Origin of the sequence: Helcobacillus massiliensis, from assembly GCF_033106145.1 — a bacterium.
Taxonomy (GTDB): domain Bacteria; phylum Actinomycetota; class Actinomycetes; order Actinomycetales; family Dermabacteraceae; genus Helcobacillus; species Helcobacillus massiliensis.
Genome location: NZ_CP136959.1, coordinates 252,046 through 272,476, shown reverse-complemented (window position 1 = coordinate 272,476; position 20,431 = coordinate 252,046). Strand labels below are relative to the sequence as shown.

The 20,431-nt window shown below is 68.6% G+C and carries 18 protein-coding genes; 14 read left to right on the top strand and 4 right to left on the bottom strand.

Annotation, left to right across the window (positions count from 1 at the left end; genetic code table 11):
* Nucleotides 1–87: 87 nt before the first annotated feature.
* From R3I40_RS01320 to R3I40_RS01280, 9 genes are all read left to right on the top strand, one after another.
* Nucleotides 88–1,953, top strand: coding sequence for a BCCT family transporter (locus R3I40_RS01320; RefSeq protein ID WP_285262342.1), 1,866 nt, complete (start codon nt 88–90; stop codon nt 1,951–1,953).
* Entirely contained in the window at nt 1,950–2,753 is an 804-nt protein-coding gene (locus R3I40_RS01315) for a creatininase (RefSeq protein WP_259923720.1), read from the top strand. Before R3I40_RS01320 ends, R3I40_RS01315 begins: the two co-directional genes overlap by 4 nt.
* Nucleotides 2,754–2,885: 132 nt before the next feature.
* Nucleotides 2,886–4,130, top strand: coding sequence for an aminopeptidase P family protein (locus tag R3I40_RS01310; RefSeq protein ID WP_183376644.1), 1,245 nt, complete (start codon nt 2,886–2,888; stop codon nt 4,128–4,130).
* A gap of 164 nt (nt 4,131–4,294) precedes the next feature.
* Entirely contained in the window at nt 4,295–5,074 is a 780-nt protein-coding gene (locus R3I40_RS01305) for an IclR family transcriptional regulator (protein WP_183376642.1), read from the top strand.
* 97 nt (nt 5,075–5,171) lie between these two features.
* Entirely contained in the window at nt 5,172–7,847 is a 2,676-nt protein-coding gene (valS, locus tag R3I40_RS01300) for a valine--tRNA ligase (protein WP_285262502.1), read from the top strand.
* An 8-nt stretch (nt 7,848–7,855) separates the two neighbouring features.
* Complete coding sequence (locus tag R3I40_RS01295; RefSeq protein ID WP_285262501.1) at nt 7,856–8,653, top strand: spermidine synthase; 798 nt, start codon at nt 7,856–7,858, stop codon at nt 8,651–8,653.
* Between the two features lie 127 nt (nt 8,654–8,780).
* Nucleotides 8,781–9,431 (top strand): hypothetical protein, encoded by a 651-nt coding sequence (locus R3I40_RS01290; RefSeq protein ID WP_285262500.1) that lies wholly within the window; start codon nt 8,781–8,783, stop codon nt 9,429–9,431.
* Nucleotides 9,428–9,865, top strand: a complete 438-nt coding sequence (locus tag R3I40_RS01285; protein WP_183376636.1) for an OmpA family protein — start codon at nt 9,428–9,430, stop codon at nt 9,863–9,865. Before R3I40_RS01290 ends, R3I40_RS01285 begins: the two co-directional genes overlap by 4 nt.
* A gap of 44 nt (nt 9,866–9,909) precedes the next feature.
* Nucleotides 9,910–10,389 carry an SRPBCC family protein gene (locus tag R3I40_RS01280; RefSeq protein WP_259924210.1) on the top strand — a complete coding sequence of 160 codons (480 nt, stop codon included), beginning with the start codon at nt 9,910–9,912 and terminating at the stop codon, nt 10,387–10,389.
* Between the two features lie 28 nt (nt 10,390–10,417).
* On the opposite strand, the gene R3I40_RS01275 is transcribed toward R3I40_RS01280, so the two are convergent.
* Together R3I40_RS01275 and R3I40_RS01270 are read right to left on the bottom strand one after the other, a co-directional pair.
* Entirely contained in the window at nt 10,418–11,020 is a 603-nt protein-coding gene (locus tag R3I40_RS01275) for a PQ-loop repeat-containing protein (RefSeq protein WP_285262499.1), read from the bottom strand.
* On the bottom strand, nt 11,020–11,643 hold the full coding sequence (locus R3I40_RS01270; RefSeq protein WP_285262503.1) for a GntR family transcriptional regulator: 624 nt from the start codon (nt 11,641–11,643) through the stop codon (nt 11,020–11,022). The genes R3I40_RS01275 and R3I40_RS01270 overlap by 1 nt, the downstream gene beginning before the upstream one ends.
* Nucleotides 11,644–11,911: 268 nt before the next feature.
* Between R3I40_RS01270 and R3I40_RS01265 the strand changes: the two genes are divergently transcribed.
* The 5 genes from R3I40_RS01265 (at nt 11,912) to R3I40_RS01245 (ending at nt 18,376) form a co-directional block, all read left to right on the top strand.
* On the top strand, nt 11,912–13,132 hold the full coding sequence (locus R3I40_RS01265) for a sarcosine oxidase subunit beta family protein (protein WP_183376628.1): 1,221 nt from the start codon (nt 11,912–11,914) through the stop codon (nt 13,130–13,132).
* A 33-nt stretch (nt 13,133–13,165) separates the two neighbouring features.
* Complete coding sequence (locus tag R3I40_RS01260; protein WP_183376626.1) at nt 13,166–13,459, top strand: sarcosine oxidase subunit delta; 294 nt, start codon at nt 13,166–13,168, stop codon at nt 13,457–13,459.
* The gene (locus tag R3I40_RS01255; protein WP_239375876.1) at nt 13,456–16,446 is read left to right on the top strand and encodes an FAD-dependent oxidoreductase; all 2,991 of its coding nucleotides are present in this window, start codon (nt 13,456–13,458) and stop codon (nt 16,444–16,446) included. The genes R3I40_RS01260 and R3I40_RS01255 overlap by 4 nt, the downstream gene beginning before the upstream one ends.
* Nucleotides 16,439–17,092 carry a sarcosine oxidase subunit gamma gene (locus R3I40_RS01250; RefSeq protein WP_239375878.1) on the top strand — a complete coding sequence of 218 codons (654 nt, stop codon included), beginning with the start codon at nt 16,439–16,441 and terminating at the stop codon, nt 17,090–17,092. Before R3I40_RS01255 ends, R3I40_RS01250 begins: the two co-directional genes overlap by 8 nt.
* A gap of 237 nt (nt 17,093–17,329) precedes the next feature.
* Nucleotides 17,330–18,376: a homocysteine S-methyltransferase family protein gene (locus R3I40_RS01245; protein ID WP_183376622.1), complete on the top strand. Its 1,047-nt coding sequence runs from the start codon at nt 17,330–17,332 to the stop codon at nt 18,374–18,376.
* Between the two features lie 105 nt (nt 18,377–18,481).
* Here the strand turns inward: R3I40_RS01245 and R3I40_RS01240 are convergent, their stop codons facing one another.
* Both R3I40_RS01240 and R3I40_RS01235 read right to left on the bottom strand, forming a co-directional pair.
* Entirely contained in the window at nt 18,482–19,903 is a 1,422-nt protein-coding gene (locus R3I40_RS01240) for an MFS transporter (protein ID WP_285262526.1), read from the bottom strand.
* Nucleotides 19,904–20,001: 98 nt separating this feature from the next.
* Complete coding sequence (locus R3I40_RS01235) at nt 20,002–20,334, bottom strand: chorismate mutase (protein WP_183376690.1); 333 nt, start codon at nt 20,332–20,334, stop codon at nt 20,002–20,004.
* Nucleotides 20,335–20,431 lie beyond the last annotated feature (97 nt).

Sequence of the window (20,431 nt, the reverse complement as noted above, 5' to 3'; positions counted from 1 at the left end):
CCGGTCACGATATAGTCTTTTGCAACCTAGTTGTTGCTGACGCAACTTTTTGACCATCTGCGCCGCGCCTCGCAAGGAGGAGAACGCATGCCCTCATCATCCTTCCCCCCAGCATCACCCGGCTCCCAGCCACCGACGGAGCAGGTGGGAGTCGATCTCCCCCGCTTCCGCGGACGGTCGATCCCGCCGATCGACTCCCTCATCATCAAGGTGCTGCCGCCGATCCTGATCGTCGCACTGGTCATCACCGTGACCGTGGCACCAGATGCGGCCTCGGACTTCATCTCCTATCTGCGCACCAAGGTCACCTCCGGCTGGACCTGGTACTTCGTGATGTACTCGCTGATCGCCGTGGCGCTGTGCACCTGGCTGTGCTTCTCGAAGGTCGGCAAGGTGCGCCTCGGTGGGCCGAAGGCGAAGCCCGAGCACTCGAACTTCGCCTGGTACTCCATGCTGTTCGCCTGCGGCCAGGGCATCGGCCTGATCTTCTGGTCGATCGCCGAGCCGATCATGCTCAAGCCGGAGAGCGAGCACCGCGTCATCGCCGGCGGCGCCAACACCGGTGATGTCGGCATCGTGTGGACGTACTTCCACTGGGGTCTGACCGCCTGGATCATGTACGGCGCCGTCGCCGTGTGCCTGGCGTACTCGCACCACAACCTCGGCAAGACCCTCACCTTCCGCGAGGCGACCGTGGACTTCCTGCCCCGCGCCGCGCAGCGCCCCGCCGGCGTGGTTGTGGAGATGCTCGCGATCATCGCCACCACGCTGGGCCTGGCCACCTCCTTCGGCTTCGCCGCCATGCAGTTCTCCTCCGGCATCGCCTCCTTCACCGGCCTGACCAGCTCGCCGGTGCTGTGGTTCACAGTCATCCTCGGCCTCGGCGCGCTCACCGCGGTATCCGCCTTCATGGGCGTCAACAAGGGCATGAAGCGGATCTCCGAGCTGAACTCCTACCTGTCGGTGGCCCTGATCGTCGGGGTGTTCGTATTCGGACCGACCGTCTACATCCTGTCCACCCTGTTCGAGACCTTCGGCTCGTTCATCCAGAACTTCATCTCGATGAGCTTCTACACCGGCGCCGACGGCGCCACCGGCCCGCTGGAGACCTGGCAGGACTCCTGGAACGGCTGGTGGACCGTGTTCATCTGGTGCTGGGTGATCGCCTTCAGCCCGTTCGTGGCCGGCTTCATCGCCCGCATCTCCCGCGGCCGCACCATCCGCAGCTTCGTCCTCGGCGTCACCATCGTCCCCTCCCTCATCGTCATGGTCTGGGTGGGCATCATCGGCGCCGCCGGCCTGTTCTACGACCAGCGATCGAATGAGGCGATCTCCGGCGCCATCGCGGAGGACACCTCCGCGGGCCTGTTCGCAATGCTGGACATGATCCCCGTGGTGGGCACCGTCCTGCTGGTCGTCGCGACCATCCTGGTGGCCACCTACTACGTGACCTCCCTGGACTCGGGCACCTACGCGCTCGCCGAGTTCGTGTCGGCCCCGAAGAAGTCCGGCCCGTGGTTCCGCGTGATCCTGGTGTTCTCGATCGCAACCGTGGCGGTGGTGCTGCTGTCCATCGGCGGCAGCGCCGTGGTGGACACCGTGCAGACCGGCACGATCCTCGGCGCATTCCCGTTCTCGTTCGTGCTGCTGATCATGTACTTCAACCTGTTCCGCCGCCTGCGCGCCCGCAACAAGAAGATCAAGCAGCTGGAGCGCGCGGTCAACGACCCGAACCATCGCCCTGAGGATGCATTCGTGGACGAGCACGGCATGCCGATCGAGGGAACTCCGCACCCGCACAACATCACCCTGGCGATGGAGGAGGGCAAGGACCCGTTCTCGCGAACCGGTGAGATCGAGATCCCCGAGGAGTTCCGCCGGGACCCGGCGGTCGCCGACATCGACTACGACTTCGACACCCGCAGCCCCAAGCCAAAGGGAGGACAGAAATGACCGAGCAGCCCATCGACCTGGCACTGTTCGATGCCGTCGCCTACCGCGAGTGGACGGAGGGGACCTCGGTGGTGCTGATCCCCGTCGGCGCGTTCGAGCAGCACGGCCCCCACATGCCGCTGGGGACGGACGCGATCCTGTCCACGGCGATGGCCCGCGGGACAGCGGAGCGGATCAACCGCGTCGCCCCCGGGGCGGCGGCGGTGGCGCAGCCGTTCACGCACGGCTACAAGTCGCAGCAGAAGTCCGGTGGCGGCGACCACCTGCCGGGCACCATCAGCCTCGACGCCTCCACGCTGATCGCCCAGACCCGCGACATCGCCCGCGGCTTCCTCCAGCAGGGGGTGAGCCACGTGGTGTTCGTCAACGGGCACTACGAGAACTACCAGTTCCTGTACGAGGGCATCGACCTGGCGCTGCGGGACCTCGGGATCAGCGAGGAGGGCGGGCAGTCGGCGATGCTGCTGAGCTATTGGGACTTCGTCACCGAGGACACTCTGCGCGCCGTCTACCCGGACGGCTTCCCCGGCTGGGACATCGAGCACGGCGGGGTGCTGGAGACATCGCTGATGCTGCATCTGCATCCCGAGCACGTGCGGATGGAGCGGGCGGTGTCGCATCCTCCGGCGGAGCTGCCGCGCTTCGACCGTCTGCCGGTCATCGCCTCCCGCACCCCGGAGACGGGGTGCCTGTCGGCGCCCGACGGATCCTCGGCCGAGAAGGGTGAGCTGCTGTTCGCGCAGGCGGCGGGCCTGATGGCGGAGGACATCGCAGCCGAGCTCCGGCTGGCATCCGCGTGACGGAGCGCAGGACTTGACGTTCGTCACACCATGAGTATCCTTGAGGGGAACGGCGTTGCAGGTGCCGCAACAGGGCAGGCAGGTCCGTTCCCTTCAACTTTTCCACCGTTCTTTCGACCACAAAGGAGTGTCATGAATACCACCGTCACCTCGGTCAACGACCTCGACCGCCTGAAGACCCTGCACAACGGTGAGAAGCAGCAGCTCACCTTCTCCGATGCCGAGTTCGAGCGCCGCCTGAAGGGCCTGCGAGAGATCATGGCCGCCAAGGACATGGACGCGGTCATCCTCACCTCGTACCAGGGCATCAAGTACTACTCGGACTTCCTGTTCACCTACTTCGGCCGCTCCTACGCGCTCGTGGTGACCCAGAAGAACACCACCACCGTCACCGCGAACATCGATGCGGGCATGCCGTGGCGCACCAGCTTCGGCGACAACATCGTCTACACCGACTGGCGCCGCGACAACTTCTACTACGGCCTGCAGGAGGCCCTGAAGCGCGACGGCGTCAAGGCCAAGAAGATCGGCATCGAGGACGACACCGTCCCCGCCCTCATCCGCGAGCGCCTTCAGGATGCCTTCCCGGATGCGACCCTCGAGGACGTCTCGCAGGACGCCATGCGCCAGCGCATGATCAAGTCCGCCGAGGAGATCGAGGTCATCAAGCACGGCGCCCGCATCGGCGACCTCGGCGGTGAGGCGATCCGCCAGGCGATCCGTGAAGGCGTCATGGAGTACGAGGTGGCCCTCGCCGGCACCGAGGCGATGACCCACGAGATCGCGAAGACCTTCCCGCACCGCGAGGTGCGCGACACCTGGGTGTGGTTCCAGTCCGGCATCAACACCGACGGCGCCCACAACTGGGCCACCACCCGGAAGCTGCAGAAGGGCGACATCCTCTCCCTCAACTGCTTCCCCATGACCTCCGGGTACTACACGGCACTGGAGCGCACCCTGTTCCTCGGCGAGCCGGACGAGGAGTCGCTGCGCCTGTGGAACATCAACGTCGAGGTGCATGAGCGCGGCCTGGAGCTCATCAAGCCCGGCGCGGTCTGCAAGGACATCGCGCTCGAGCTCAACGAGATCTACGCCGGCTACGGCATCCTGCCCAAGCGCACCTTCGGCTACGGCCACTCCTTCGGCGTCCTCTCCCACTACTACGGCCGCGAAGCGGGCCTGGAGCTGCGCGAGGACATCGAGACCGTGATCGAGCCGGGCATGGTCGTCTCCATGGAGCCGATGATCACCATCGAGGACGGCCAGCCGGGCGCCGGCGGCTACCGCGAGCACGACATCCTCGTGGTCGGCGAGGACTCGGTGGAGAACATCACCAAGTTCCCGTACGGCCCGGAGAAGAACATCATCGAGGCCTGATCCTCCTCCGCCGCCGGGGCCGGTCGTTCACTGCGAACGGCCGGCCCCGGCGGCATGTGCGCACCCGGCCAGTCCGCGGTCACGGACGGAGGCCCGGTGCGCTTCGCCCCATTTACGCCGGATTCCTCAAGATTCCTTCCCGATTGCGATTGGCTGAGACGACTATGACCGACTCCGAATCCGCAAAGAACCCGTCGACCATCGGCACCATGATCGAGGTGCTGCGCTGCTTCACCGTGAACGAACCGGTGCGCGGCGTCACCGACATCGCCGCCCAGGTGGGACTGCACAAGTCGTCCGTGTCCCGCATCCTGCAGACCCTGCAGCAGGAGCGCCTGGTGGTACAGGACGAGCAGTCCCGCAAGTACGAACTCAGCTGGGGTCTGCTCGGCATCGCCGGGCCGCTGCTCAGCCAGCTGTCGGTGCGGAGGGTCGCCTACCCGCTGATGGAGGACCTGCGCGACTCCACGCAGGAGACGGTCTCCCTGGTGGTGTTCGACGGCCTGGAGGGCATCTCTGTGGAGCAGGTGGCGAGCCCCCGCCACATCAAGCACACCTCCCCCATGGGCACGCGGTACAGCACGGGCCATTCCGCCAGCATCCAGGTGTTCCTCGCCCACGTCGAGGAAGAGCGGGTGCGTGAGCTGCTGGCGGAGGGCCGCTTCGAGTTCACTACGGCCCCGTCGGCCGAGGACTACCTCGCGGCGCTGCGGCAGGCGCGCGCCGACGGGTTCGCGGCGAACGCCGGCCTCACCCACCCGGACGAGGTGGGCATCGCCGCGCCCGTGTTCGACCATCGGGGCATCGTGACGGCGGCGCTGATGATCGCAGCTCCGCGCTACCGCACCGATGACGCCCTCATCGCACAGCTGGGGCCCGCCTGCGCGGACGTCGCCTCGGTGATCAGTGAGCGGATGGGGTTCGCCGGCCACGTGGAGGACTGAGCGCGGCTCGGGCCGTCGCGCCCGCGCCCGGGGGGTGCGAGCAGTGCCACGCGCCGCAGCGTCGGGCTGCGGCGGGGCATCTGAGACAATGGGCCGCATGAGTGAGATCGATTCCCGCGCAGGCCACGACTCGGCCGCGAGCGCACCCGCCATCCCCGCCAAGCCCAGCCTGGAGGGCCTGGAAGAGAAATGGGACCAGAACTGGACTGACTCCCAGGTCTTCGCATTCGACCCGGACACCACCCGGTCCGAGGTCTTCTCGATCGACACCCCTCCCCCGACCGCGTCGGGCTCCCTGCACATCGGCCACGTTTTCGCGTACTCGCAGTCGGACATCATCGCCCGCTACCAGCGGATGACCGGCAAGAACGTGTTCTTCCCGATGGGCTGGGACGACAACGGCCTGCCCACCGAGCGCCGCGTCCAGAACTACTACGGTGTGCGCTGCGACCCGTCACTGCCGTACGAGGAGGGCTTCGAGCCCCCGCACCGCGGCGGCAACGCACAGACCGCGAAGCCGCAGAACCAGCAGCCGATCTCCCGCCGCAACTTCATCGAACTGTGCCTGGAGCTCACCGGTGAGGACGAGAAGGCGTTCGAGCACGTGTTCCGCACCCTCGGCCTGTCCGTCGACTGGGGCCGCCTCACCTACCAGACCATCAACGCGAAGGCCCAGGCCACGAGCCAGAAGGCGTTCCTCGACCATGTCGCCTCCGGCCACGCCTACCAGGCGGAGGCCCCCACCCCGTGGGACACCACATTCCGCACAGCGGTGGCGCAGGCCGAGCAGGAGGACCAGGACCGCCCGGGCGCGTACCACCGCGTCGGCTTCACGAAGCCGGACGGCGAGAAGGTCTTCATCGAGACCACCCGCCCGGAGCTGCTGCCCGCCTGTGTGGCACTGGTGGCCCACCCGGACGACGAGCGCTACCAGGACCTGTTCGGCACCACCGTCACCTCCCCGCTGTTCGATGTGGAGGTGCCGGTGAAGGCGCACGAGCTGGCGCAGATGGACAAGGGCGCCGGCATCGCGATGATCTGTACGTTCGGTGACGCCACGGACGTGATCTGGTGGCGCGAACTGGACCTGCCGACCCGCGCCGTGATCGGCCGCGACGGCCGCTTCATTCCCGAGGCGGAGTGGATCACCTCCGAGGAGGGCGCGGCCCACTACGCCGAGGTCGCCGGCGCCACCGTCTTCACCGCGCAGAAGCGCATCGTGGAGAAGCTCACCGCCTCCGGTGATCTGGTGGGCGAGCCGAAGAGGATCACCCACCCGGTGAAGTTCTACGAGAAGGGCGATAAGCCCCTCGAATACGTGACGAGCCGCCAGTGGTACATCTCCAACGGCGGCCGCGACACCAACCTGCGCGCCGAGCTGATCACGCGCGGCGAGGAGCTGGAGTGGTTCCCGCCGTTCATGGAGTCCCGCTACCGCAACTGGGTGGAGAACCTGACCGGTGACTGGCTGGTGTCCCGCCAGCGCTACTTCGGCGTGCCGATCCCCGTCTGGTACGGGGTCGCGGCCGACGGCTCCCCGGACTACGACACGCTGCTGACGCCGTCGGCGGAGCAGCTGCCGATCGATCCGACCCTGCACGTCCCCGAGGGCTTCACCGAGGAGCAGCGCGACCAGCCGGGCGGCTTCACCGCCGACCCCGACATCCTCGACACCTGGGCGACCAGTTCGCTGACCCCGCTGCTGGTGACGGACTGGCTGGGCGAGCAGGACATCCTGAACAAGGTGTACCCGTTCGATCTGCGGCCGCAGGGCCACGACATCATCCGCACCTGGCTGTTCTCCACCGTGGTGCGCTCCCACCTGCTCACGGATTCCCTGCCGTGGAAGGGCGCCACGATCAACGGCTGGATCCTGGATCCGGACCGCAAGAAGATGTCGAAGTCCAAGGGCAACGTGGTCACCCCGATCGACCTGCTGGAGCAGTACGGCTCCGACGGCGTCCGCTACTGGGCGGCACGTGCCCGCCAGGGCGCGGACACCGCGTTCGAGGAGGGGCAGATGAAGATCGGTCGCCGCCTGGCGATCAAGATCCTCAACGCCTCGAAGTTCGCGCTCGGTTTCGGCGAGGCCCCGTCGGACCCCGCGGGTGTTCTCGCGGCTGACCCGGCCGCCGTCACCGAGGCGCTGGACCGCTCCATGCTGGCGGCGCTCGCCGACGTGGTGGAGCAGGCGTCCACCGCGCTCGCGAAGCACGACTACGCCCGTGCCCTCGAAGTGATCGAGCCGTTCTTCTGGACGTTCTGCGACGACTTCATCGAACTGGTGAAGTCCCGCGCCCACGGCCACGCCGGTGAGGAGGCCGCGCTCAGTGCCCGCGCCGCCCTCACGATCGCGCTGGATGTGCAGCTGCGCCTGTTCGCGCCGTACCTGCCGTTCGCGACCGACGAGGTGTGGTCCTGGTGGCGCACGGGCTCCGTGCACGCCCAGGCGTGGCCGCAGGCCGCTCCCCTGCGGGAGGCTGCGGGCACGGAGACCGGCGAGCTGCTCGATGTGGTCAGCGCCGCGATCATCGTGGTCCGCAAGGTTAAGAGCGATGCGAAGGTCTCGCAGCGCACCCCGCTGCTGCGGGCCGCTCTGCATGTGCCCGCCGCACAGGTGGAGCTGCTGCGCCGCGACGCGGACGACGTGTGCCGCCTGGGCTCCATCGAGGACCTGACGATCGAGGCGATCGATGAGGGTGCGGAGGACCAGTCGATCCGGGTGGAGGGCGCTGAGCTGGGCGAACCGCCGGCGAAGCGGCCGCGGAACTGACCGCTGCCGTGACCGCGCGAATCCGCCTTGCCGGCAGCGGCCAGGACGCCGTCATCGAGCCCGCTGAGGTGGGCGAGGGCCACGTACTGATCCTCGACGGCGCGGAGCAGTCCCACGTGGACCTCGCGGACCCGTCGGCGATCCGCCACGAGTACCTGCGCCGCGTTGCGAACGTCGTCGATTCGCTGCCGGCGGGGCCGCTGCGGGTGCTGCACCTCGGCGCCGGGGCGCTGACCCTGGTGCGGTACGTGCAGGCGCTGCGGCCCGGCTCGGAGCAGACCGTGGTGGAGCTGGAGGCGGAGCTGGTGGGCTGGGTGCTGCAGCACCTGCCGCTGCCGGCCGGCACCCGCCTCACCGCGGTGGCGGACGATGCGCTGGCGATCGTGCACCAGCTGGAGGCGTCCTCGTTCGACTGCGTGGTGGTGGACATCTTCACCGATACGGGGCCGACGGATCTGGGCGCCCCGCAGTTCTACACCGCCCTGCTGAAGCTGTTGACTGACCGGGGCGTCGCGATCGTCAACATCGGCGACTCCCCCGGTCTGCAGCTGTTCTCCCGCCACGCCGCTCTGATGGAGGGCGCCGCGGAGACCGCGGGCATGGGCGGGGTGTGGACGCTGACCGATGCGTCGATGCTCGCGGGGAACCGGCCGGGGAACCTGGTGCTGGCGGCCGGTCCGGGCCTCTCCCCCGCCGCGGGCATGGATGTGTCTGCCGAGGCGCAGCGGTGGCGCGCGGCGGGGCCGCACCCGTCGGCCGTGCTGGATCCGGACGGGACCGCGGAGCTGGTGCAACGCTTCGCCTGATGGGGTGGAGTGCCCAGGTGGGGACGGGGACCCGTCTCCGGGGCGCGACAGGGTACCCAGGGAGGCCCTAGTCTCGGAATCAGCGGCGGCACCGAGCCGCCCACGGTTTCGGGAAAGGACCAGCACGATGCACCCCACCACAGCAACCAGGCGCGGCGCCCTCGGCCTCCTCGCCGTCAGCAGTTTCGGCCTCACCGCCTGCGGCGCCAACTCGAAGGCCTCGGATTCGAGCGACCCGGCAGGCTCCGCGGCCGCACCGGCGGCCTCGAAGGCACCGGAGGCCGACAGCGCGTCCGACGGCGGAGGCGCGCGTGACAGCAGCGCCTCCGACGGAGGCGGCGCAGGCACCACCTCCGGCACGCCCAGCAGCACCGGCGCCGACCCCATCGCCACCGCGGAGGCCCCCATCACCCGGCCCGGGGATCCGGACGCCACAATGACTGCGTCGCTGCTGGCACTGACCCGCAGCGGCGACACCCTCGAAGCCACCTACGAATACACACTGCACGCCACCACCGATGGTGACTCCGGGCGGATCGACAGCCTGCACGAGTTCAACGGCGCCACCAAGTTCCGCCCGTTCCTCATCGACCAGAAGAACCTCAACAAGCACGTGGCGGTGGATGAGGTCTCGACGGCATCCACCGAGCTGGTCCTCAACCCGGAGAAGGCGAAGCGCGGCCAGTGGGTGTTCGGCGCTCCGCCCGCGGACGTCACCGCCATGGACGTGGTGCTGTGGACCGGGGAGCCGCTGGTGAAGCAGGTGCCGATCCGATGAGCACCATCGAGCCCCTGAACCCCGAGATCATCCCGCTGAAGCCGCTGATCGAACCCCTGGAGCAGGAGTCCACGGACGGCGCCGACCGCGTCATCACCCTGAACTCGGACATCCTGTTCGACTTCGGTCGGCACGACCTCTCGAAGTCCGCCGCCGCAAAGATCGTGGCGCTGGTGTCGAAGCTGCCGGACGGCACTGAGGTGCGGGTTGAAGGGCACACGGACTCGGTCCCCTCCAGCATGGGCAACGATGTGCTCTCGCAGAAGCGCGCTCAGGCCGTGGCGGATGCGATCACGGCGGCTCGAGCGGACCTGACTCTGACGGTGAAGGGATTCGGCGAGTCGAAGCCGATCGAACCGAACGAGAAGAACGGTGAGGACAACCCGGAGGGGCGGGCGAAGAACCGTCGCGTGGAGATCCGCAGCGCGGCCTGACCGAGCGGGGCGGGTGTTCAGGTGATGGCCGTAGCGTCGGTGCCATGACTGCTGAGCACTCTGCTGCCCGTGTCCCGTCGAAGCCGTTCACCATGTCGTACAGCGTCCGCGTGGACGGACCTGCCGACGAGCTGTGGGCGATCGCCGCGAACCCGCACCGCCACCATGAACTCGACGGCTCCTCCTCCATTGGTACCGATGCGATCGGCCCGGACGAGCTGCGGCACGGCGACGTGTTCCGTGTCCGCACCACGAAGTTCGGCCTCACCTACCGCCTGCCGATGCGGGTCACCGAGTCGGTGCCGGGCCGCACGGTGGAGTTCCGCCACCCGCTCGGCTTCCGCTGGAGGTGGGACTTCGAACCGGTCCCGGGGGCCGACGGGGTCAGCATCGCCACCGAGACCTTCGACTATTCGCATGTCCCCTCGATCGTGCTGCGCGGGTGCCGGCGACTGGGTGTGTTCGAGGGGAACGAGGAGTCGATCTGCTCCTCGCTCGATCAGTTGGCGCGGCGGTACGCCTGAAATCGCGAGGGGGCCTCATCGGTCCGTGTCACTGGGCGGCAGACTCTGGTCGACTGCGCTGAACCGCCAGCGCGGTGATCACACCGGTGGGCAGGAGCAGCAGGTGCGGCAGGGGGATCGTCCAGTCGCCACTGAGCGCGCCGTACACGATCCAGGAGGCGCTCGCCGCGGCGGTCAGCCAGTACATGGCGGCGCTCACACCGGCGGCGCTGTCCGGTCGACGGATCACGCGGACCATCTGCGGCAGGTTGATCACCGCTGTCACCACCACGGCGGCGGCCGCCACCGCTGCAGGTGACAGCAGGCTCGTCCCGACGACCACGACGAGGATGCTGAGCAGAGTCAGCAGCAGGCGCACCCGCAGCTCGGGCCGGGCCCGCCCCACGAGGAAGGCGATCAGGGCGAACCCGATCGCGATCGGCACCTGGCCGACGAGCAGCGGCACATCGACCCCGCTGCCCTGCAGGGCGTGCACGGACCAGAGCACCCGGCCGGTGAAGCCCGCGACGATCGTGCCGAGTGCGATGCCCTCCACGCTGCGGAATGCACGCGCCACCTGCGGCCAGGCGAGCAAGCAGTTCAGCGCGATGCCGAGCACGCCGGCGGCGGAGGCGATCAGTGCGGCTGGCATCACAGCACGGCGCGGACCGCCGCTTCGAAGCCGTCCACGTGGGCGCTGACCATGTCGGCGGCACGGTCCGCGTCGCCGTCGATGATCGCCTCCATCAGTGCACGGTGCTCCACGATGTGCTCGGAGATCGTCGGCATCCGATCCAGCACCACGCACCAGATGCGGGTCACGAGGTTGTCCAGGCGGATGAGCTCCCCGGCGAGGTGGGTGTTCTCCGTGGCGGCGTAGATCACGCGGTGGACGTCGACGTCGTACTCCAGCAGCTCCCGTCGGCTCATCGCCGACGGATCCAGCTGCCCGATGTCGTCCGCGACGCGCCGGAACACCTCCCGGTCACCAGGCGTGAGGCGCTCGGCCGCGAGGCGGGCACCGAGCGGCTCCAGCACCCGTCGGACCTCGAAGATCGACTGCAGCTCGGTGATGTCCACGTGCGTGGCGAAGGTGCCGCGGCGCGGATACGACACCACCAGCTGGTCGAGCTCCAGGCGCTTGAGCGCCTCGCGCAGCGGGGTGCGGCCCACGCCGAGCTCGGTGGCCAGGGCGCTCTCGTTGATCGGGTCGCCGGGACGGATGTCCAGCATGATGAGCCGCCGCAGCACGTCAGCGTAGGCGCGCTCGGACATCGACCCCTCGCCCGCCTCCGCGGTGCGCTGCCCCTGGATGATCGCGAGCCCGTTGCCGGCGGACAGCGGTGCGTCGTCGGTCGTGGTCTGCGAACTCATGCGGAAATCTCCATCGGATGGCGGTACTGAGCTGGACTGTTGCACTGATCAGAACAATGTTGCGAAAAATGCTTGACGGGGCGTGATGGCGGCCATACTATCAACCACAATGCTGATATATCAGTAGTCGGCTAAGCGAGGGCGCCTAGCTGAGGAAAGGAAGGACCCCATGGCTGAAACGCTCCCGGAGCACCCAGACTTCCTCTGGGCCGCAGACCCGGAACCGAAGAAGTCCTACGACGCCATCGTCGTCGGCGGCGGCGGCCACGGCCTCGCCACCGCGTACTACCTGGCGAAGAACCACGGCATGACCAACATCGCCATTCTCGAGAAGGGATGGCTCGCCGGCGGCAACATGGCCCGCAACACCACCATCATCCGCTCCAACTACCTGTGGGATGAATCCGCAGCCATGTACGAGCACGCGCTCAAGCTGTGGGAGGGGCTGACCGAAGAACTCGAGTACGAGATGTTCTTCTCCCAGCGCGGCGTCCTCAACCTCGCCCACACCCTCGGCGATGTCCGCGAATCGGTCCGCCGCGTGGAGGCGAACCGCCTCAACGGCGTGGACTCCGAGTTCCTCTCCCCCGAGGAGGTCAAGGAGGTCTGCCCGATCCTCAACATCTCCGACAACGTCCGCTACCCCATCATGGGCGGCACCTACCAGCCGCGCGCCGGCATCGCCAAGCACGACTGGGTCGCCTGGGCCTACGCACGCAAGTGCCAGGAGCTCGGCGTGGACATCATCCAGAACTGCGAGGTCACCAAGGTCCTCAAGGACGGCGAGAAGACCATCGGCGTGGACACCACCCGCGGCCGCATCCTCGCACCCCGCGTGGGCCTCGCCGCAGCCGGTCACTCCTCCGTGGTCGCCAAGACCGCCGGCGTGGACCTCCCGATCCAGTCGCACCCGCTGCAGGCGCTCGTGTCTGAGCTGTTCGAGCAGGTGCACCCCACGGTCGTGATGTCCAACCACGTCCACATGTACGTCTCCCAGGCGCACAAGGGCGAGCTCGTCATGGGCGCCGGCATCGACCAGTACAACGGCTACGGCCAGCGCGGATCCTTCCACGTGGTCGCCGAGCAGATGGCCGCGGCCGTGGAGCTCATGCCGATCTTCGCCCGCGCACACCTGCTGCGCACCTGGGGCGGCATCGTCGACGTCACGTTCGACGCCTCCCCCATCGTCTCCAAGACCGAGGTCGAGGGCCTCTACGTCAACTGCGGCTGGGGCACCGGCGGCTTCAAGTCCACCCCCGCCTGCGGCTGGACCTTCGCCCACACCATCGCCAACGACGAGCCGCACGAGATCAACGCACCGTTCTCCCTGGACCGGTTCACCACGGGCAAGCTCATCGACGAGCACGGCGCAGCCGCCGTCGCCCACTGACCCGACCAGATCTCGACAGACAAGGACACGCCAATGCTTCTGATCGACTGCCCCCACTGCGGACCGCGCGACGAAATCGAGTTCTCCTACGGCGGCGAAGCCCACGTGGTCTACCCCGAGGACCCGTCGGTCCTCAACGACGCCGAATGGGGCCGCTACCTCTTCTACCGCGAGAACCCCAAGGGCGACTTCGCTGAGCGCTGGATCCACTCCGGCGGCTGCCGCAAGTGGTTCAATGCCATCCGCAACACAGCAACCTACGAATTCAAGGGCACCTACGCCATGGGCGAGAAGGCCCCCACCATCAAGGAAGGAGACGCGAAGTGACCACCGCCAGCAGCTCGCCGTCGCGCCGCACCGACGCGGCCCCCGGCCACGGCATCGACCGTTCGCAGCCCATCACCATCACCTTCGGCGGCCAGAAGTACGACGCCTTCGCCGGGGACAGCCTCGCCTCCGCCCTCATCGCCGGCGGCAGCCTCCAGACCGCGAACTCCATGTACCTCGACCGTCCCCGCGGCATCCTCGCCGCCGGCGTCGAAGAGCCCAACGGTCTGGTGACCGTCAAGGCCCGCTCCGAGGACGACATCGACGAGACCATGCTCCCGGTCACCTCCGTGGAGGCGACCGACGGCCTCGAAGCGTTCTACGTCTCCGGCCAGGGCGCCCTGGACCCGACCCCGGACCCGGCCCTGTACGACCGCAAGCACATGCACGCCGACGTCCTCATCGTCGGCGCCGGCCCCGCCGGTCTCGCCGCCGCCCGCGCCGCCCTCCAGGGTGAGGCGCGCGTCGTCCTCATCGACAAGGAGAACCGCCCCGGCGGCTCCCTCCTGTCCTCCCGGACCGCGCAGATCGACGGCACCGACGGCGCCCAGTGGGCCGCCGACACCATCGCCGAGCTCAGCGAGAACCCGGACTTCACCTACCTGTCGCGCACCACCGCGTTCGGCAACTACGACTCGAACTACGTGATCGCCCTGCAGCACCGCACCGATCACCTCGAGCCGAAGCACCGCGAAGGCGTGTCCCGTCAGCGCGTGTGGCACATCCGCGCCGACCAGGTGGTCCTCGCCCCGGGCGCCATGGAGCGGCCCATCGTGTTCTCCACCAACGACCGCCCCGGCGTCATGCTCGCCGGCGCAGCCCGCACCTACACCAACCGGTACGGTGCCCTGCCCGGCCAGAAGATCGCGGTCTTCACCACCAACGACTCCGCCTACGAGGCCGCGCTCGACCTCCACGCCGCCGGCGCCGAGATCGTCGCTCTCGTCGACTCCCGCGAGAAGGCCAGCGAAGCGGCCACCGCCGCGGCCGAGCGCACCGGCGCCGAACTGTCGCTGTCCTCAGCAGTCATCGGCACCAACGCATCCGTGATGGGTGACCGCCTCGCCGCCGTCAGCATCTCCGAGCTGGACGCCGACGGGGCCCTCACCGGTGAGACCCGCACCGTCGACGCGGACCTGCTCGCCGTCTCCGGCGGGTTCTCGCCCACCGTGCACCTGCACACCCACCGTCAGGGCACCACCACCTGGAACACCGAGATCGCCGGCTTCGTCCCCAACGACGATGTCACCGGCGAGCACTGCGCAGGCGCCCTCACCGGCGACTTCTCCACCCAGGGCGCGCTCGACACCGGCACCCGTGCCGGCGCGGCAGCCCTCGCGGCCGCTGCCGCCAACGCCGGGTTCGACCCCGGCTCCGGCTCCGGCGACGCGAAGGCTCCGTCGGCCCAGGTCGCCGATGAGGCGCCGCTGTGCGGCGCCGAGGTGAAGCCGCTGTGGCTGGTGCCGTCCGCCACCGGCAGCACGGACGACTCCTTCGTGGACCTCCAGCGCGACCAGGCCGTCTCGGACATCGAGCGCGCCTACGGTGCCGGCATGACCAACATCGAGCACATCAAGCGGTACACCTCCATCGGCACCGCCAACGACCAGGGCAAGACCTCCGGTGTCAACGCCATGGCCGTGCTCGCCCACATGATCGGCGAAGAGGACCTCGGCGCCGTGGGCGTCTCCGGCTACCGCCCGCCGTTCACCGCGCTCCCGTTCGCCGCCCTCGCCGGCCGCGAACGCGGGGACCTGTTCGACCCGGCACGCGTCACCGCCATCCAGCCGTGGCACCTCGAGGCCGGCTGCGAGTTCGAGGACGTCGGCCAGTGGAAGCGCCCCTGGTTCTTCGCCAAGGACGGCGAGGACATGCACCAGGCGGTGCAACGCGAATCCAAGGCCGTGCGCGACAGCGTCGGCTACATGGACGGCACCACCCTCGGGAAGATCGAGATCCGCGGCCAGGACGCCGCCGAGTTCGTCAACCGGTTCTACACCAACGGCTTCAAGCTGCTGAAGGTGGGCAAGGGCCGCTACGGCGTCATGTGCGGTGTGGACGGCATGATCATGGACGACGGCGTCACCATGCGCATCGCCGACGACCGCTTCCTGATGACCACCACCTCCTCCGGTGCCGCTGCCGTGTTCGACTGGCTGGAGGAATGGCACCAGACCGAGTGGCCGGAGCTGGACGTCACCCTCACCTCGGTGACTGAGCAGTACTCCACCATCACCGTGGCCGGCCCGAAGTCCCGCGACGTCATCGCCAAGGTGGCGCCCGGCCTGGACGTCTCCAACGAGGCGTTCGCCTTCATGGAGTTCCAGGACGCCGAGCTGTCCAACGGCGTTCCCGCCCGCATCTGCCGCATCTCGTTCTCCGGTGAGCTCAGCTTCGAGATCAACGTGGACGCCTTCTACGGCCTGTCCGCGTGGAAGCTCGTCGAAGAGGCCGGCGCCGAGTTCGACATCACCCCGTACGGCACCGAGACGATGCACGTGCTGCGAGCCGAGAAGGGCCTGATCATCGTCGGCCAGGACACCGACGGCACCGTCACCCCCGACGACGCCGGGCTCGGCTGGGCCGTCTCCACGAAGAAGAAGCACTTCATCGGCAAGCGCTCCCTCGAACGCGAGGACTCCCAGCGCCCCGACCGCAAGCAGCTGGTCTCCGTGATGAGCGTGGACAAGAAGACCGTCCTGCCGGAAGGCGCGCAGCTCATCGCCAAGGACGCCGATCCGACGCCGAAGAAGGGCTCCGTCCAGGACCCCGTCACCCCGAGCAACGGCCAGGTCCACTCCTACGGCTTCGTCACCTCGTCGTACATGTCGCCGAACCTCGGCCGGCCGTTCGGCCTCGCCCTCATCGAGAGCGGCCGCGAACGCGAAGGCGAGATCATGAAGTCGCTGGTGAACGGCGAACTCGTTGAAGTGGAAATCGGGCCGCTGTGCCTGTTCGACCCGGAAGGAAAGCGCCGCGATGGCTGAGAACCCCACCACCCTGCACACGCCCGAGCCTCCGGCGGTCCCGCTGGACGAGCACCGACTCACCCCGGCCGCGCACCTCGCCGGCGACATGGAGGCCGCCACCGTCACCGGTGCGCGCTCAGTGTCCCTGCGGGAGCTGCAGTTCCCGCTGCAGATCGGTCTGCGCGGCGAGATCGGCTCCGAATCCGCTCAGCTCATCGAGAAGGAGCTCGGCTTCGAGCTCCCCTCCCGAGTCGGCCAGGTCACCGGCGACCCGATGGGTCTGCACGTCCTGTGGCTGTCCCCGGACGAGTTCCTCGCCGTCGACGTCTCCACACGCCAGCAGCCCGGCGACTCCGACCGCTACATCGACGCACTGGCCGGCAAGCCCGGTCACGCAGTGGAGCTGTCGGCCAACCGGACCGTGCTGGAGCTCGTCGGCGCCGCCGCCCGTGACGTGCTCGCCAAGAGCTGCCACGCCGACCTGCACCCGCGCGAGTTCGGCGTCAACACCGCCATCACCACCAGCCTCGGCAAGGTGCCGATCTACCTGCACCGCGCCGGCGAGGACGTGTGGCGCATCTACCCGCGCCAGTCGTTCGCGGACTTCACCGTCCGCTGGCTGCTGGACGGTATGAAGGAGTTCGCTCAGGACGAGGTGCTGTGAACCGCGCGTGAGCGCGGGCTCGCACGGAGCGATGACGAGGGGCGGGGGCTGGTCAGCGAGGACCGGCTCCCGCCCCTCGCTGTGCGGGGGTGCGATACGGCGTTCACGCCGGGTCGTGGGGCGCCATCTGTCGCCACAGTCCGCCACAGGCATTGGGCCGGGACCCGTCGGCCTGCCACGCTCAACCGGACCGCAGCGCCCACCCGGGCGCCCCGCCCCGCACCCCGTGGAGGACGAATGACCGACCTCAGCCTCACCCAGCGCCTCGACGCCGGGCCCGTGATCTGCGCCGAAGGATTCCTCTTCGAACTGGAGCGCCGCGGCTACCTCACCGCCGGCGAATTCGTGCCCGAGGTGGCCCTCGAACACCCGGACGCCCTCGCGACTCTGCACCGCGACTTCCAGCGCGCCGGCTCCGACATCGTCGAAGCGTTCACCTACAACGGTCACCGCGAGAAGATGCGGGTCATCGGCAAGGAGGACCTCCTGGAGCCGCTGAACCGCGCCGCCCTGCGGATCGCCCGCCAGGTGGCCGATGAGAAGCCCGGCAACCTCGTGGCCGGGAACATCTCGAACTCCAACATCTGGGACCCCGCCGACGAGGCCAGCCAGCGCGAAGTGCGATCCATCTTCGAGGAGATGGTCGGCTGGGCCGTCGAGGAGGGCGCCGACATCATCATCGGCGAAACCTTCTACTACGCCGGCGAAGCCCTCACCGCGCTCGAGGTCGCGAAGTCCTCCGGTCTGCCGGTGGTGCTGACGCTCGCGCCGATGGCGTTCCAGGAGATGGCCGAGGGGGCCGGCATCGTGGAGACCGCGCAGCGCCTCGAACAGGAGGGGGCCGACGTGGTCGGCCTCAACTGCTTCCGCGGCCCTGACACGCTCCTGCCGTGGCTGGAGAAGATCCGCGAGGCCGTCTCCTGCCATGTGGGCGCTCTCCCGATCCCCTACCGCACCACCGAGGCGGAGCCGACGTTCTTCAACCTGTCCGACCCGGGCGCCCGCGTCCCGTCACCGCACGGCCGCACCTTCCCCACGGCCCTGGACCCGCTGCGCGGCAACCGGTACGAACTGCGGGAGTTCGCGCAGACCGCCTACGGCCTCGGGGTCAACTACCTCGGAGTCTGCTGCGGCGCCTCCCCGGCCGACATCCGCGAGGTTGCCGAAGCCGTGGGCCTCACCACGGAGGCGAGCCGGTTCTCGGAGAACATGGCGAACCACTTCATGTACGGCACGAACGAGCGCCTGCCGGAGCACGTGAAGGGACTCGGCGCCCGCGCGTGAGACTCCCGGCGTGATCGGGCCGCAGCAGCCGGCGCCCGATCCGAGGCGCATGTGCAGGAGCGGCGGGGACATCCCCGCCGCTCCTGCACATCTCTGGGATGCCGATCAGATCTCGCGCATATCCCGGTCCCGGGTCTCCGGGGAGAGCCGCAGCGCCACGAACGTGATGACGCCTGCCAGTGACAGGTAGGCTCCCACTGCACCCACGCCCCACCGGGCGTTCAGCCACACCGCGATGAACGGGGTGATGGCCGCGCCGAGGATCGAGGCGACGTTGTAGGCGATGCCGCTGCCGGTGTACCGGACGTTCGTGGCGAACAGCTCCGGCAGCAGCGCGGACATCGACCCGAATGACAGACCCATCAGCATCATGCCGAGCGACAGGAACAGCAGCACCCGCCACATGGCAACGTCCTCGCCGACCCCGACCTTCGCCGGGTCCATCAGCGGAGTGAACAGCAGACCGAACACCACGATCAAGGCCGTGGTGACCGACAGCGAGCGTCGGCGCCCGAAGCGGTCCGCCGCCCAGCCCGACACGGGGATGAACGCCGCGAACAGCAGAACGCTCAGCAGCTGCTGGATGAGGAACGTGGTGTAGCTGATGCCCAGCCCGCCGGCCTCCGGCTTCGCAATGCCGTAGGACAGCACCCACGCGGTCATCAGGTAGAACACCACGTAGGTGGCCAGCATGATGAAGGTGCCCTGGATCAGCGGCAGCCACGCGGTGCGGAACACCTCGGTCACCGGCGACTTCACCTTCTTGTCCTCGTCGACCGCCTGCTGGAACACCGGCGTCTCTTCGAGCTTCACCCGGACCCACAGACCCAGCAGCACCATCGCCAGGGAAGCGAGGAACGGCACGCGCCAGCCCCACACGAGGAAGCTGTGGTCGAGCACGGCAGAGGTGGAGTCGAACGCGAACAGGACGGTCAGCACCAGGAAGAACCCGTTGGCGAGGATGAACCCGAACGGTGCCCCGAGCTGCGGCCACATCGCGGCGCGCCCCCGTCGGCCCTCTTCGGCGTACTCGGTGGCCAGCAGTGAGGCGCCGGACCATTCGCCGCCGAGGCCGAGGCCCTGGGTGAAGCGCAGGATCGTCAGCATGGCAGGTGCCCACAGCCCGATCTGGTGGGCGGTGGGCAGCAGCCCGATGAGGAAGGTGGCGATGCCCATGGTGAGCAGGGCGCCGATGAGGGTGGCCTTGCGGCCGATGCGGTCACCGAAGTGCCCGAACACGATGGAGCCGAGGGGCCGGGCGATGAACGCGGCCCCGAACGTCGCCATGGAGGCGAGCAGTTTGGAGGTGTCGTCACCGTCGAGGAAGAAGAGGGCCGGCAGAACGGCCACGGCGGCGGTGGCGTAGATGTAGAAGTCGTAGAACTCGATGGTCGTGCCGACCAGGGAGGCGATGATGACCCGCCGGCGCTCCTTCGATGTGAGTCGGAGGTCCGCTTCGGCTGGCGCGGTCCCGGCGGGGTCGGCGGCAGCTGTGCTCCCGGCCTGCGCGGATGTGGTCGCTGACAAGGTCCCTCCCTCAGGTCGTCTCGGGTGTTCGACCGGTCAGCCGAACGCAAAGGTGATCAGACTAGGCGGGAGGCGCCATATTCCGGGACGACAGTCCGCTATGCGGACGGGCGCTCTTCGTCAGCGATCTGCTCGTGGTGGCGGATCACTTCGCGCACGATGAACCGGAGGAACCGCTCGGCGAACACGGGGTCCAGGCCGGACTCGTCGGCCAGGGCGCGCAGCCTCTCCACCTGCCGGGCCTCCCGAGCGGGGTCCGCCGGCGGCAGATCGTTCTCCGCCTTCAGGCGGCCCACCGCCTGCGTGCACTTGAACCGCTCAGCGAGCAGGTGCACGAGCGCGGCGTCCACATTGTCGATGGTCTGGCGGTGGCGACGCAGCAGCTCCTGGGCGCGGGCGGCGTCGTCAGCGGCGGGGCCGGAGTCGGTCATCGCGTTCATCAGGCCAGTCTCGCAGAGCGGGACCCACCTGCCCAGGCCGTCTCATCACCGGCAAGCGCGAGGAGTGGGCATCGATTCCCTCGCTGTC

Coding starts and splice junctions, on each gene's coding strand:
- R3I40_RS01310 (WP_183376644.1), top strand. CDS start 2,886: ATGAATACCACCGTCACCTCGGTCAACGACCTCGACCGCCTGAAGACC.
- R3I40_RS01320 (WP_285262342.1), top strand. CDS start 88: ATGCCCTCATCATCCTTCCCCCCAGCATCACCCGGCTCCCAGCCACCG.
- R3I40_RS01275 (WP_285262499.1), bottom strand. CDS start 11,020: ATGCCAGCCGCACTGATCGCCTCCGCCGCCGGCGTGCTCGGCATCGCG.
- R3I40_RS01265 (WP_183376628.1), top strand. CDS start 11,912: ATGGCTGAAACGCTCCCGGAGCACCCAGACTTCCTCTGGGCCGCAGAC.
- R3I40_RS01250 (WP_239375878.1), top strand. CDS start 16,439: ATGGCTGAGAACCCCACCACCCTGCACACGCCCGAGCCTCCGGCGGTC.
- R3I40_RS01305 (WP_183376642.1), top strand. CDS start 4,295: ATGACCGACTCCGAATCCGCAAAGAACCCGTCGACCATCGGCACCATG.
- R3I40_RS01245 (WP_183376622.1), top strand. CDS start 17,330: ATGACCGACCTCAGCCTCACCCAGCGCCTCGACGCCGGGCCCGTGATC.
- R3I40_RS01285 (WP_183376636.1), top strand. CDS start 9,428: ATGAGCACCATCGAGCCCCTGAACCCCGAGATCATCCCGCTGAAGCCG.
- R3I40_RS01260 (WP_183376626.1), top strand. CDS start 13,166: ATGCTTCTGATCGACTGCCCCCACTGCGGACCGCGCGACGAAATCGAG.
- valS (WP_285262502.1), top strand. CDS start 5,172: ATGAGTGAGATCGATTCCCGCGCAGGCCACGACTCGGCCGCGAGCGCA.
- R3I40_RS01270 (WP_285262503.1), bottom strand. CDS start 11,643: ATGTCCGAGCGCGCCTACGCTGACGTGCTGCGGCGGCTCATCATGCTG.
- R3I40_RS01280 (WP_259924210.1), top strand. CDS start 9,910: ATGACTGCTGAGCACTCTGCTGCCCGTGTCCCGTCGAAGCCGTTCACC.
- R3I40_RS01290 (WP_285262500.1), top strand. CDS start 8,781: ATGCACCCCACCACAGCAACCAGGCGCGGCGCCCTCGGCCTCCTCGCC.
- R3I40_RS01235 (WP_183376690.1), bottom strand. CDS start 20,334: ATGACCGACTCCGGCCCCGCCGCTGACGACGCCGCCCGCGCCCAGGAG.
- R3I40_RS01315 (WP_259923720.1), top strand. CDS start 1,950: ATGACCGAGCAGCCCATCGACCTGGCACTGTTCGATGCCGTCGCCTAC.